This is a genomic window from Sphaerisporangium sp. B11E5 (genome assembly GCF_039871875.1).
GTDB lineage: Bacteria > Actinomycetota > Actinomycetes > Streptosporangiales > Streptosporangiaceae > Sphaerisporangium.
This window is the reverse complement of the sequence record NZ_JBDPMD010000076.1, coordinates 1-12,022: the sequence shown is the minus strand read 5'-3', so window position 1 is coordinate 12,022 and position 12,022 is coordinate 1. Positions and strand designations below refer to the sequence as shown.

At 71.8% G+C, this 12,022-nt stretch carries 10 protein-coding genes; 9 read left to right on the top strand and 1 reads right to left on the bottom strand.

What is annotated here, in order from left to right; translation table 11 throughout:
• Nucleotides 1-141 precede the first annotated feature (141 nt).
• The 8 genes from argC (at nucleotide 142) to ABGB17_RS37100 (ending at nucleotide 8,186) form a co-directional block, all read left to right on the top strand.
• Nucleotides 142-1,164, top strand: a complete 1,023-nt coding sequence (argC, locus tag ABGB17_RS37135) for an N-acetyl-gamma-glutamyl-phosphate reductase (protein ID WP_347638773.1) — start codon at nucleotides 142-144, stop codon at nucleotides 1,162-1,164.
• Between the two features lie 64 nt (nucleotides 1,165-1,228).
• Nucleotides 1,229-2,380: a bifunctional glutamate N-acetyltransferase/amino-acid acetyltransferase ArgJ gene (gene argJ, locus ABGB17_RS37130; RefSeq protein ID WP_347638749.1), complete on the top strand. Its 1,152-nt coding sequence runs from the start codon at nucleotides 1,229-1,231 to the stop codon at nucleotides 2,378-2,380.
• Nucleotides 2,377-3,297: an acetylglutamate kinase gene (argB, locus tag ABGB17_RS37125; protein WP_347638747.1), complete on the top strand. Its 921-nt coding sequence runs from the start codon at nucleotides 2,377-2,379 to the stop codon at nucleotides 3,295-3,297. The genes argJ and argB overlap by 4 nt, the downstream gene beginning before the upstream one ends.
• The gene (locus ABGB17_RS37120) at nucleotides 3,294-4,505 is read left to right on the top strand and encodes an acetylornithine transaminase (RefSeq protein ID WP_347638745.1); all 1,212 of its coding nucleotides are present in this window, start codon (nucleotides 3,294-3,296) and stop codon (nucleotides 4,503-4,505) included. Before argB ends, ABGB17_RS37120 begins: the two co-directional genes overlap by 4 nt.
• Nucleotides 4,502-5,431 carry an ornithine carbamoyltransferase gene (gene argF, locus ABGB17_RS37115; RefSeq protein ID WP_347638743.1) on the top strand — a complete coding sequence of 310 codons (930 nt, stop codon included), beginning with the start codon at nucleotides 4,502-4,504 and terminating at the stop codon, nucleotides 5,429-5,431. Before ABGB17_RS37120 ends, argF begins: the two co-directional genes overlap by 4 nt.
• Nucleotides 5,428-5,943: an arginine repressor gene (locus tag ABGB17_RS37110; RefSeq protein WP_347638741.1), complete on the top strand. Its 516-nt coding sequence runs from the start codon at nucleotides 5,428-5,430 to the stop codon at nucleotides 5,941-5,943. The genes argF and ABGB17_RS37110 overlap by 4 nt, the downstream gene beginning before the upstream one ends.
• A 61-nt stretch (nucleotides 5,944-6,004) precedes the next feature.
• On the top strand, nucleotides 6,005-7,456 hold the full coding sequence (gene argH / locus ABGB17_RS37105) for an argininosuccinate lyase (RefSeq protein ID WP_347638739.1): 1,452 nt from the start codon (nucleotides 6,005-6,007) through the stop codon (nucleotides 7,454-7,456).
• A gap of 85 nt (nucleotides 7,457-7,541) precedes the next feature.
• Nucleotides 7,542-8,186 (top strand): DNA-3-methyladenine glycosylase, encoded by a 645-nt coding sequence (locus tag ABGB17_RS37100; protein WP_347638737.1) that lies wholly within the window; start codon nucleotides 7,542-7,544, stop codon nucleotides 8,184-8,186.
• 29 nt (nucleotides 8,187-8,215) lie between these two features.
• Here the strand turns inward: ABGB17_RS37100 and ABGB17_RS37095 are convergent, their stop codons facing one another.
• The gene (locus ABGB17_RS37095; RefSeq protein ID WP_347638735.1) at nucleotides 8,216-9,508 is read right to left on the bottom strand and encodes a hypothetical protein; all 1,293 of its coding nucleotides are present in this window, start codon (nucleotides 9,506-9,508) and stop codon (nucleotides 8,216-8,218) included.
• A 562-nt stretch (nucleotides 9,509-10,070) separates the two neighbouring features.
• On the opposite strand from ABGB17_RS37095, the gene tyrS reads away from it, so the two are divergent.
• Entirely contained in the window at nucleotides 10,071-11,336 is a 1,266-nt protein-coding gene (gene tyrS, locus ABGB17_RS37090; RefSeq protein WP_347638733.1) for a tyrosine--tRNA ligase, read from the top strand.
• Nucleotides 11,337-12,022: the final 686 nt, after the last annotated feature.

Here is a 12,022-nt window from a genome sequence, read left to right as displayed (position 1 = left end):
CCGGTTGGTACGCACAACAGAGGGTTCTTCTGCCGGCGCCGGCGACGATATACGCACTTGCATGAAGATTCTGCGTGATGCATACTCACTCGGTAGTCGGGGCGTGAAGGCCGACGCCTGCGCATACGGGGGGTGGCGATGATGAAGGCCGCGGTGGCCGGTGCCAGCGGGTACGCCGGAGGAGAACTGCTGCGCCTGCTCCTCGCGCACCCGCAGTTCGAGATCGGCGCGCTCACCGCCGGGGCGAACGCCGGCAGCAGACTTGGCGCGCACCAGCCCCATCTGCCCGCGCTCGCCGACCGCACACTCCAGGAGACCACACCCGAGGTCCTCGCCGGTCACGACGTGGTGTTCCTGGCCCTGCCGCACGGCCGCTCGGCCGCCGTCGCCGAGGCGCTCGGCGACGCCGCCCTGGTCGTCGACTGCGGCGCCGACTTCCGCCTCGCCGACCCCGCCGCGTGGGCGGCCTTCTACGGCGGCGCGCACGCCGGCACCTGGCCGTACGGCCTGCCCGAGCTGCCCGGCCAGCGCGACGTGCTGCGCGGCGCCCGGCGTATAGCCGTGCCGGGCTGCTACCCCACCTCGGCCACCCTCGCCCTGTTCCCTGCGTTCGCGGCGGGCCTCGCCGAGCCCGACGTCGTCGTGGTCGCCGCCAGCGGCACCTCCGGCGCCGGGCGCGACCCCAAGCCCCACCTGATGGGCAGCGAGGTCATGGGCTCGGCCGTCGCGTACGGCGTCGGCGGCGTGCACCGCCACACCCCCGAGATGGAGCAGAACCTCTCCCGGGTCGCCGGGCGGCCGGTCACGGTGTCCTTCACCCCGGTGCTCGCCCCGATGAGCCGCGGCATCCTCGCCACCTGCACCGCGCCGGCCGTGCCCGGCCTCACCGCGGCCGCGCTGCGCGAGGCGTACGCGGCGGCCGTCAAGGACGAGCCGTTCCTGCGGCTGCTGCCCGAGGGCACCTGGCCCGCGACCGCGATGACCCTCGGCGCCAACACCGCCGCGCTCCAGGTGACCCTGGACGAGCGCGCCGGCCGCGTCGTGGCCGTCATCGCCCTCGACAACCTGACCAAGGGCACCGCGGGCGGGGCGTTGCAGAGCGCCAACCTCGCCCTCGGCCTGGCAGAAGAACTCGGCCTTCCCCTCAATGGAGTAGCCCCGTGAGTGAGCCCCGTCCCCACACGGCAACCGTCCACCTCACGCTCCACACGCGCGGCGGTGATGCCGCATGAGCGTCACCGCCCCCCTCGGGTTCCGCGCGGCCGGCGTCGCGGCCGGCCTGAAGTCCGGCGGCGCCCGCGACATCGCCCTCGTGGTCAACGACGGCCCCTCCCGGGCCGCCGCCGGGGTGTTCACCCGCAACCGCGTCAAGGCCGCCCCGGTGTTGTGGTCCGAGCAGGTGCTCACCGGCGGCCGGGTCAAGGCCGTCGTGCTCAACTCCGGCGGCGCCAACGCCTGCACCGGCCCGGCCGGTTTCCAGGACACCCACGCCACCGCCGAGAAGGTCGCCGCCCTGCTGGAGGAGTCGGCCGGTGAGATCGCCGTCTGCTCCACCGGGCTGATCGGCGAGCGGCTGCCCATGGACGCCCTGCTCGCCGGGGTCGAAGACGTCGCCGCCCACCTCACCAGGGACGGCGGCCTGGCCGCCGCCGACGCCATCCGGACCACCGACACCGTCACCAAGATCGCCTTCCGGCGCGGCACCGGCTACATGGTGGGCGGCATGGCCAAGGGCGCGGGCATGCTCGCGCCCGCCATGGCCACCATGCTCAGCGTGATCACCACCGACGCCGACGTGCCCGCCGAGGAGCTCGACCGCGTGCTGCGCCGCGCCGTCGCGGTCACCTTCGACCGGCTGGACACCGACGGCTGCATGTCCACCAACGACACCGTGCTGCTGCTGGCCAGCGGCGCCGCCGGCGTCGTCCCGGACGCCGGCGAGTTCGAGAAGCGCGTCACCGAGGTGTGCGCCGACCTGGCCCGGCAACTGCTCGTGGACGCCGAGGGCGCCACCAAGGCCATCGCCATCGAGGTCGTCGGCGCCGCCCACGAGGAGGACGCCGTGAAGGTCGGCCGCGCCGTCGCCCGGTCCAACCTCCTCAAGTGCGCCATCCACGGCGAGGACCCCAACTGGGGCCGGGTGCTGTCGGCCGTCGGCACCACCGACGCCGTCTTCGAGCCCGACCGCGTCAACGTCGCCATCAACGGCATCTGGGTGTGCCGGGCCGGCGCCGCGGGTGACGACCGCGCCAAGGTGGACCTGCGGCCCCGCGACGTCACCATCACCATCGACCTGTCGGCGGGCACCCGCTCGGCGACCGTGCACACCACGGACCTCACCGCCGACTACGTCCACGAGAACTCGGCGTACTCGACATGAGCCCCGACACCGGCACGGTCTCCAGCACAGGCGCCCACGCCAAGGCGGCCGTGCTGATCGAGGCGCTGCCGTGGCTGCGCCGCCTGCGCGGCCAGACCGTCGTGGTCAAGTACGGCGGCCACGCCATGACCGACGACGCGCTGCGCCGCGGCTTCGCCGACGACATGGTGTTCCTGCTGCACGCCGGCCTCCGGCCCGTGGTCGTGCACGGCGGCGGCCCGCAGATCAACGCGCAGCTCGACCGGCTCGGCATCGAGTCCACGTTCACCGCGGGGCTGCGGGTCACCACACCCGAGGCCATGCAGGTGGTGCGCATGGTGCTGGTCGGACAGGTCAACCGCGACGTCGTCGGCGCCGTCAACCGGCACGGCCCGTTCGCGGTCGGCATGTCCGGCGAGGACGCCCGCCTGTTCACCGCCGAACGCAAACACGCCGTCGTGGACGGCGCGAAGGTCGACATCGGCCAGGTCGGCGAGATCGTCCGCGTGGAGCCCGGCGCCGTCCGCGCCCTGCTGGACGACGGCCGCATCCCGGTGGTGTCCTCGGTGGCCCGCGGCGACGACGGCGAGGTCTACAACGTCAACGCCGACACCGCCGCCGCGGCGCTCGCGGTCGCGCTCGGCGCCGCCAAGCTCGTCATGCTCACCGACGTCGAGGGCCTGTACGCCCACTGGCCCGCACCCGGCGACGGCGAGCCGGCCCAGGTGATCAGCCGGGTCACCGCCGGGGAACTGCGCGCCATGCTGCCCGGCCTGTCCAGCGGCATGGTGCCCAAGATGGAGGCGTGCCTCACCGCCGTCGAGGGCGGCGTGCCGCGCGCCCACGTGCTGGACGGCAGGGTGCCGCACTCGGTGCTGCTGGAAGTCTTCACGGACGAGGGAATCGGAACCATGGTGCTCCCGGAGGTGCGATCGTGACCACGAACTCGCTCAACCAAGCCGTATCGGCTGACCTGCGGGAACGCCACGCCGCCGCGTTCATGCCCAACTACGGCGTGCCGCCCGTGGCGCTGGTGCGCGGTGAGGGCGCCTACGTGTGGGACCAGGCGGGCACCCGCTACCTGGACCTGATCGCCGGCATCGCGGTCAGCTCACTCGGCCACGGCCACCCGGCGCTGGCCGAGGCCGTGTCCCGGCAGGTGTCCACGATCGCCCACACCTCCAACCTGTTCGTCAACGAGCCCGAGGTGCTGCTCGCCGAGCGCCTGCTCGGCCTGCTCGGCGCGCCCGGCAAGGTCTTCCTCGCCAACTCCGGCACCGAGGCCAACGAGTGCGCGCTCAAGCTCGTGCTCAAGTACGGCCGCGCCACCGGCCGCGGCTACATCGTCGCCGCGGAGAACGGCTTCCACGGCCGCACCCTCGGCGCGTTGTCGCTCACCGGGAAGGCGTCCATCCGCGACCAGTTCGGCCCGTTCCCGGTGGACGTCCGCTTCGTCCCCTACGGCGACGCCGACGCCCTCAAGCAGGCCGTCACCGGCGAGTGCTCCGCGGTGTTCCTCGAGCCGACCCAGGGCGAGGCCGGGGTCGTGCCGCCGCCCGCCGGGTACATGCGCACCGCCCGGGAGATCTGCGACGCCACCGGCGCGCTGCTGGTGCTCGACGAGATCCAGTCGGCGATCGGCCGCACCGGCCACTGGTTCGCCCACCAGCACGACGGCATCGTGCCCGACGTGCTGACCCTCGCCAAGGGCCTCGGCGGCGGCATGCCGATCGGCGCCTGCGTCGGCTTCGGCGACGCGGGCACGCTGTTCGCGAAGGGCGACCACGGCTCCACGTTCGGCGGCAACCCCGTCTCCAGCGCCGCCGCGCTCGCCGTCCTCGACACCATCGACCGCGACGGCCTGCTCGCCCGCGCGCGGGCCTGCGGCGAGCTGCTGGCCGGGGGAGTGGCGGCCGTGGACCACCCGCTGATCTCCGGGGTACGCGGGCGCGGCCTGTGGCTGGCCGCCGTGCTGACCGCCCCCGTGGCCGCGCAGGTCCAGGACGCCGCACAGCGGGCCGGGTTCCTGGTCAACGCCGTCCAGCCCGACGCGGTGCGGCTCGCCCCGCCGCTGATCGTCACCGAGGACCAGATCGGCTCCTTCGTCGCGGCGCTGCCCGCCATCCTCGCGGAGGTGACCCCGTGAGCGGTGCCGTCCGGCACTTCCTGCGCGACGACGACCTCGCGCCGCACGAGCAGGCCGAGGTGCTCGACCTGGCCGAGGTCATGAAGAAGGACCGTTTCGGCCACCGGCCGTTCGAGGGCCCGATGACGGTGGCCGTGCTGTTCGACAAGCACTCCACCCGCACCCGCGTGTCGTTCGCCGTCGGCATCGCCGAGCTCGGCGGCCAGCCCCTGGTCATCGACGGCGGCAGCTCCCAGATGGGCCGGGGCGAGCCCATCGAGGACACCGCCCGCGTGTTGTCCCGCCAGGTCGCCGCCATCGTGTGGCGCACCTTCGGCCAGGACCGCCTGGAGGCCATGGCCGCCGCGTCCGCCGTCCCCGTCGTCAACGCCCTCACCGACCTGTTCCACCCCTGCCAGGTGCTCGCCGACCTGCTCACCGTGCGCGAGCACCAGGGGCCCCTCGCCGGGCGCACCCTCACCTACCTCGGCGACGGCGCCAACAACATGGCCCACTCCTACCTGCTCGGCGGCGCCACCGCCGGCATGCACGTGCGCGTCGCCGCGCCCGCCGCGTACCAGCCCGACGAGCTGATCGTGGAGCGGGCCGCCGAGATCGCCGCGGGCACCGGCGGGTCGGTCACCGTCCTGTCCGACCCCGAGGCCGCCGCGGCGGGCACCCACGTGCTGGCCACCGACACCTGGGTGTCGATGGGGCAGGACGGCAAGGAGGCACGCGCCGCCGCGTTCGCCCCCTTCCAGGTCAACTCCGGGCTGGCCGCCCTCGCCGCCCCCGACGTGCTCGTGCTGCACTGCCTGCCCGCCTACCGCGGCATGGAGATCAGCGCCGAACTGCTGGACGGCCCGCGTGGCGCGGCGGTGTGGGACCAGGCCGAGAACCGCCTGCACGCCCAGAAAGCCCTGCTCCAATGGCTGGTGACACGATGACCATCTCACTGACCAAGGCCGGCCGCCTCGCGAAGATCGCCGAGCTGGTGAACCGGCACCAGGTCAGGTCCCAGCCCGAGCTGGCCCGGCTGCTCGCCGAGAGCGGCGTCGAGGTCACCCAGGCCACGCTGTCACGTGACCTGGACGAGCTCGGCGCGCTGAAGCTCAGGGCCGACGACGGCTCACTGGTGTACGCCCTGCCCGGCGAGGGCGGGGCGCGCATCCCTCTGACACGCACGGGCGGCGGCGAGACCCCCGCCGCCCGCCTGCGGCGCGTGGCCGAGGAGCTCCTCGTGTCCGCCGCGGCGTCGGCGAACCTCGTGATCGTGCGCACGCCGCCCGGCGCCGCGCAGTTCCTCGCCTCCGCGCTCGACCACGCCGACTGGACCTCCATCCTCGGCACCGTCGCGGGCGACGACACGATCCTGGTGATCAGCCGCGACCCGGCGGGCGGCGCCGAGCTGGCCGACGCCCTGCTCAAGCTGACCGACCGGCGCGGTCAGTCCGCCTGACGTGACAGATTTTGCACTAGGGTCGCGGATTGACCTCAAGAGATCGGGAAGAAGGAGAACGGTGGCTGAGGGTGGCAAGCCCATGCGGTTGTGGGGCGGCAGGTTCGAGGGTGGCCCGGCGGACGCGCTGACCAGGTTGTCGGTGAGCGTGCAGTTCGACTGGCGGCTCGCGCCGTACGACCTGCTGGCGTCACGGGCGCACGCGCGGGTGCTGCACCAGGCGGGACTGCTGACCGCCGAGGAGCTCGACCGCATGATCGGCGCCTTGGACGACCTCGACCAGGCGTGCGCGTCCGGGGCGTTCCGCCCCACCGTGGCCGACGAGGACGTGCACACCGCCCTGGAACGCGGCCTGCTCGAACGTCTCGGGGCGCTCGGCGGCAAACTGCGCGCCGGGCGCAGCCGCAACGACCAGATCGCCACCGACCTGCGCCTCTACCTGCGCGACCACGTGCGCCTCATCGTGTCCCGGCTGGTCGAGCTGGAGACCGCGCTGATGGCACAGGCCGAGGAGCACGCGGCCACCGCCGCCCCCGGCATGACCCACCTGCAGCACGCGCAGCCGGTGTCGTTCGGCCACCAGTTGCTCGCCCACGTGCACGCCCTGGCCCGCGACGCCGACCGGCTGCGCGACTGGGACAAGCGGGCCGCGGTCTCCCCCCTCGGCGCCGGAGCCCTCGCCGGGTCGTCCCTGCCGCTGGACCCCCAGGCCGTCGCCGAGGAGCTCGGTTTCTCCTCCGCGGCACCCAACTCGATGGACGCCGTCGCCGACCGCGACTTCGCCGCCGAGTTCCTGTTCTGCGCGGCCCTGATCGGCGTCCACCTGTCCCGGCTGGGCGAGGAGGTCGTCCTGTGGGCCTCCCAGGAGTTCCACTGGATCGAGATGGACGACGCCTACTCCACCGGCTCGTCGATCATGCCGCAGAAGAAGAACCCGGACGTCGCCGAGCTGGCCCGCGGCAAGGCCGGCCGCATCATCGGCGACCTCGTGGCGCTGCTCACCACCCTCAAGGGCCTGCCGCTCACCTACAACCGCGACCTGCAGGAGGACAAGGAGCCGGTGTTCGACGCCGTCGACACCCTGCTGCTCGTGCTGCCCGCCGTGTCCGGGCTCATCGCCACCATGCGGGTCAACACCGCGCGCCTTTCGTCCTCGGCGCCGGACGGGTTCGCGCTCGCCACCGACCTGGCCGAGCTGCTGGTGCGCAAGGGGGTGCCGTTCCGCGACGCCCACGAGGCCGTCGGCCACCTGGTCGTGTGGTGCCAGGTCAACGACACCACCCTGGAGCGGCTCACCGAGGAGGACCTCGCCAAGATCTCCCCGCACTTCGCCTCCACGGACGTCACACCCGGCGGCGAGCCGCTGCCCACGGCCCTCGATGTCCTCAACGTGCAGGGCGCCCTGGCGTCCCGCAAGGCTCACGGGGGCACCGCGCCGGACCGGGTGCGCGACCAGCTCGCCGCGCTCCGCGAGATCGTCGACGGCCAGGCCGCGTGGGCCAGCGGATCCTAGCCCTCCTGATCTCCGCGCGCCGCCCTCGACGACCTGGTCACCGCACCGGAGTTCACAGGACACCTGATCAGGGAGATTCTGGTTCGTGCCGAGAACAGGCCTAGACCGGGAGTTCTTCGCCCGGCCCGCGCCCGAGGTCGCCCCCGAGCTGCTCGGCCGGGTCCTCGTGCACGGGCCGGTCGCCGTCCGCCTCACCGAGGTCGAGGCGTACGGCCCGCCCGGCGAGGACCCGGCGTCCCACACCTACCGGGGCCGCACCCCCCGCAACGCCGTGATGTTCGGCCCGCCCGGCCACATGTACGTGTACTTCACCTACGGCATGCACTACTGCGCCAACCTCGTGTGCCTGCCGGAAGGCCAGGGGTCCGGCGTGCTGCTGCGGGCCGGCGAGGTGATCGAGGGGCTCACCGAGGCCCGGAGCCGCCGGCACCGTCCCGGCACCGGCGGCCCCCTGTCCAGCCGCGCGCTCCCGGACCGCGACCTGGCCCGCGGCCCCGCCCGGCTGGCCGTCGCCCTCGGCATCGGCCGCGAGCACAACGGCCTGGACTGCTGCGCGGACGGCGCCTCACCGCGCATCCTCGAGGGCACGCCCGCCGCCCCCGCGTCGATCTGGTCCGGCCCTCGCACCGGGGTGTCCAGCGCCGCCGACGTCCCCTGGCGCTTCTGGATCGACGGCGACCCCACGGTGTCGCCGTACCGCAAGCACGTGCCGCGCACCCGGCCGTCCTAGCGTCCGCCGGCCCTAGCCCGTACGACCCGTCAGCCGGTCACGATGGCGATCCCCGGGAAGGCGGCGAGCGCGTTGCTCCACGGCGAGTAGTACAGCCGCCAGGAGCAGACCCTGCCGGAGGTGACGTAGCCGGTGCAGGTCGCCGGCGCGCTGGTATCGATGAAGGAGATGGTCCCCAGCATGTTCTGCCGCGAGGTGTTGGTCGGGCTGGGGTTTTCCACCGGGCCGCCGCTGTCGCCCTGGCCGGCCGCGTTCTTGTGCTCGGTGTGCTCCGCGAGGACCATTCCGGTCAGCACGGTGTTCCCCGTGTAGATCGTGATGTTGGTCGCCCGCACCTGGCAGAGGCAGACGGTGCCCGAGTAGGCGCCGGAGGTGCAGATGTACATACCCGTGTAGGAGCCGGTCGCGCCGGCTACGGGGTTGCCCCATTCCGGCGGTGTGGCGGCGAAGTCGTTGTTGTAGACCCGGGCCCCGGCGTTGGTGGTTATCAGCATCAGGTCGCGGTTGACGTTGACGTAGCTGATCGCGCCGATCACCTCGTTGGTCGGGTCGGTGGCCACCTGTCCCGGGGTGCCGCAGTGACCGGCGGACAACATCCTGGTGGCTCCGCCCAGGGTGACGGCGAAGCCCGTCGAGCAGCCGATGGTCTGGGTGCTGCCGGCGATGCGCCAGGCCGCGCCGCCCCACCAGGGCGCGCTGTCGTTCCAGCGGCTGTAGGCCGGGGCCGGGGTGACGCCCTCCTCCACGGTGACCGGCACCGCCGAGCCGGCGACCTTGGCGCGGGCCAGGCCGCGGTCGGCGCCTGAGACCGTGAGTCCTGAGCCGTCGGCGTTCGGCGTGATCGAGGTGAGCGCGCCACCGGACGTACGGATGAGGCGGTTCGTCTCGCGTTCCAGCTCGCGCGCTGAATAGGCGGCGGGCAGCACACGGACGGGAACGTCCCGGCGCAGCAGGCCGACCAGGCCGGCGATGCTTGCAGGGGTGTCTCCCTTCCAGTAGACACGCAACTCGCGGTTCTCCGGCGCCGCGACGATGCCGGCGAATCCCGTGCCGTCCCCCGCCTTGACGGCGGCGGTGACGCGGTCGGCGGCGCTGACCAGCTTGTCCTGGGTGACCAGCAGGTCCTTCCAGGAGGCGAACCCGCCGGGGACCTCGCCGACCGGCTCGACGGCCCGCGGGGCGGAGTCCTTGGCCGGGCCGGGAGTGGGGGCCGCGTCGGCGGGGGCGGGGCCCAGCCCGACCACGGCGAGCACTGCTCCCAGCGCCACGGCGAGACGACGGGCGGATCCGGGGGCGCGTGCGGTGCTCAGGGGGGAACGCATGACGATGCTCCTCGGTGGGGTGTGCCAGAGTGCATCCGGTATTGCATGGACCTATCGGTCGATCAATGCCTTGACCATTTATCAATAAGCTGGTAAAGCAGATAGTCGGATGGCCGATAGGCGGGATTCCGGCTTCGTGTTTATCGGTGCGCGGGAGGGGTGCGGCGGCCGTCACCTGGGGGTGCCGGACTTCGTGACATTCCCGATCCCTGCCGCTGGCACCGTCCCCTCCATGTCCTTATCCGGACACCGCTCGGTGAACGTGCAGCACATCGGCGGTATTTCGCCGTGAAGCCACAGGTGGCCGAGTGGTTGTGGATATAGGTGGAAAAATAGCGAATTCGATTTGCTGTCCGGGGCCATCTTGACCGGCGGGGAGTGCGAGGTGCCGGAGTCTGGATCAACACCGGCCTTCCTCACGGCGGGTGAGCCGGGGATCTCGTCCCCCGTGAGCGTCCGCCACCGGCGGCGAATCCTGTGGCGAGAAGATGAGATGATCGGGCAGTCTTTGTCAGACGACCGGTACGAACACCCAGCACACGAACCCAGGAAGCACGAGATCGTGACCGACATTCTCGATGACCTTGCGTGGCGCGGCCTGATCGCGCAGTCCACCGACATCGACGCCCTGCGGGCGGCGATGGACACAGGTCCGATCACGGTCTATTGCGGCTTCGACCCCACCGCGCCGTCCCTCCACGTCGGCAACCTCGTCCCGCTGCTCGCCCTCACCCGCATGCAGCGGGCCGGGCACCGCGCGATCGGGCTGGTCGGCGGGGCCACCGGCCTGATCGGCGACCCCAGCGGCAAGAGCGAGGAGCGCTCGCTCAACTCCGCCGACGTCGTCGCCGAGTGGGTCGGGCGGATCCGGGTCCAGGTGGAGAAGTTCCTCGACCTGTCCGAGGAGTCGGGGGCCGTCCTGGTCAGCAACCTCGACTGGACCGCCGGCATGTCCGCCATCGACTTCCTGCGCGACGTGGGCAAGCACTTCCCGGTGAACCGCATGCTGGCCCGCGAGTCGGTCTCCGCGCGGCTGGCCGGTGAGGGGCTGAGCTACACCGAGTTCAGCTACCAGATCCTCCAGGCCAACGACTACCTGGAGCTGTACCGCCGGCATGGCTGCACCCTGCAGATCGGCGGCAGCGACCAGTGGGGCAACATCACCGCCGGCTGCGACCTGATCCGCCGCGTCGAGAGCACCCACGTGCACGCCCTCACCGTGCCGCTGATCACCAAGGCCGACGGCACCAAGTTCGGCAAGACCGCCGGGGGAGCGGTGTGGCTGGATCCCCAGCTCACCTCGCCGTACGCCTTCTACCAGTTCTGGCTGAACTCCGACGACCGCGACGTGGTGAAGTTCCTCAAGATCTTCAGCTTCCGCTCCCGCGAGGAGATCGAGGCCCTGGAGAAGAGCGTCGCCGAACGCCCCGCCGCCCGCGAGGCGCAACGCGCCCTGGCCGAGGAGTTCACCACCTTGCTGCACGGCCCCGAGGAGTGCGCCGCGGTCATCGCCGCGTCCCGCGCCCTGTTCGGCCAGGGCTCCCTGACCGACCTCCCGGAGCACACCCTGGCCGCCGCCCTGTCCGAGGTCCCGAACGCGACCGTCCCCGCGCTCGGCGCCCCCCTGGTCGACCTGATGGTCGAGTCGGGCCTCGCCGAGAGCAAATCGGCCGCCCGCCGCGCCATCAAGGAGGGCGGCGCGTACGTCAACAACATCAAGATCACGGACGAGTCCCACGCCCCCACAGGCGAGGACCTGATCCACTCCCGCCACCTTGTCCTGCGCCGCGGCAAGCGTTCCATCGCCGCCATCCAGGTGGCTCCCTGACCCTCCCCGCGCCGGCCCCGTACCCCTGTCCGGGGTGCGGGGTCGCGTCATGGTGACAGTCGTATCGCCGGTCAGCGAGCCTTTTGCCGCATCCCATGATTGGACGCACGTGATGCGGGGTACGTGGATTTGACGGAGTCTCGATCGACGCTTAATGTTCTCTACGCCCCAAGGGATTGACGGGCAGCCGACGCGGCGCCCGACCCCTCCGGGGATCCCGATCACGTACCTCCGGATCAGCCGTCTCTGACGAGGATCCGGATACCTCGTGACGCCCGACCGGAAGACGGCACGAACCTTTTGACAGGTTCGTCTGGACAACGGTGCGGGAGGGAGTAAGATAGCAGGGTTGCTCTGACGCCGGAGCGGCCCGGATGCTAGCGGTTCGGGCGGTTTGTGACAGACCGAGCGGTTTGACATGGATTGCCTGGCACTGCTAACATCGATCAGCGAGATGTACGCCCCGGCGGGGCTGGACCTGACAGGGTCTGGTTCGTGGCCGGTGTACGCGTCCGTTTCTTGAGAACTCAACAGTGTGCTAAAAGCCAGTGCATGAATAGCATTAACCCCGTCCCCTGGGGTCTGCGCTTCGGTGTGGGCTTGCGGGGATGGTTTTCCTTTGATGAGAGGCCTCTTTTAGCCGAGGGGTTTCTCGCTGGGGTTTCTTTTCAGACATTGTTTGGAGA

What these genes read in the sequence shown, in the direction of transcription:
- argC (WP_347638773.1), top strand. Translation starts at nt 142, where the DNA reads ATGAAGGCCGCGGTGGCCGGTGCCAGCGGGTACGCCGGAGGAGAACTG.
- ABGB17_RS37110 (WP_347638741.1), top strand. Translation starts at nt 5,428, where the DNA reads ATGACCATCTCACTGACCAAGGCCGGCCGCCTCGCGAAGATCGCCGAG.
- argB (WP_347638747.1), top strand. Translation starts at nt 2,377, where the DNA reads ATGAGCCCCGACACCGGCACGGTCTCCAGCACAGGCGCCCACGCCAAG.
- argJ (WP_347638749.1), top strand. Translation starts at nt 1,229, where the DNA reads ATGAGCGTCACCGCCCCCCTCGGGTTCCGCGCGGCCGGCGTCGCGGCC.
- ABGB17_RS37095 (WP_347638735.1), bottom strand. Translation starts at nt 9,508, where the DNA reads ATGCGTTCCCCCCTGAGCACCGCACGCGCCCCCGGATCCGCCCGTCGT.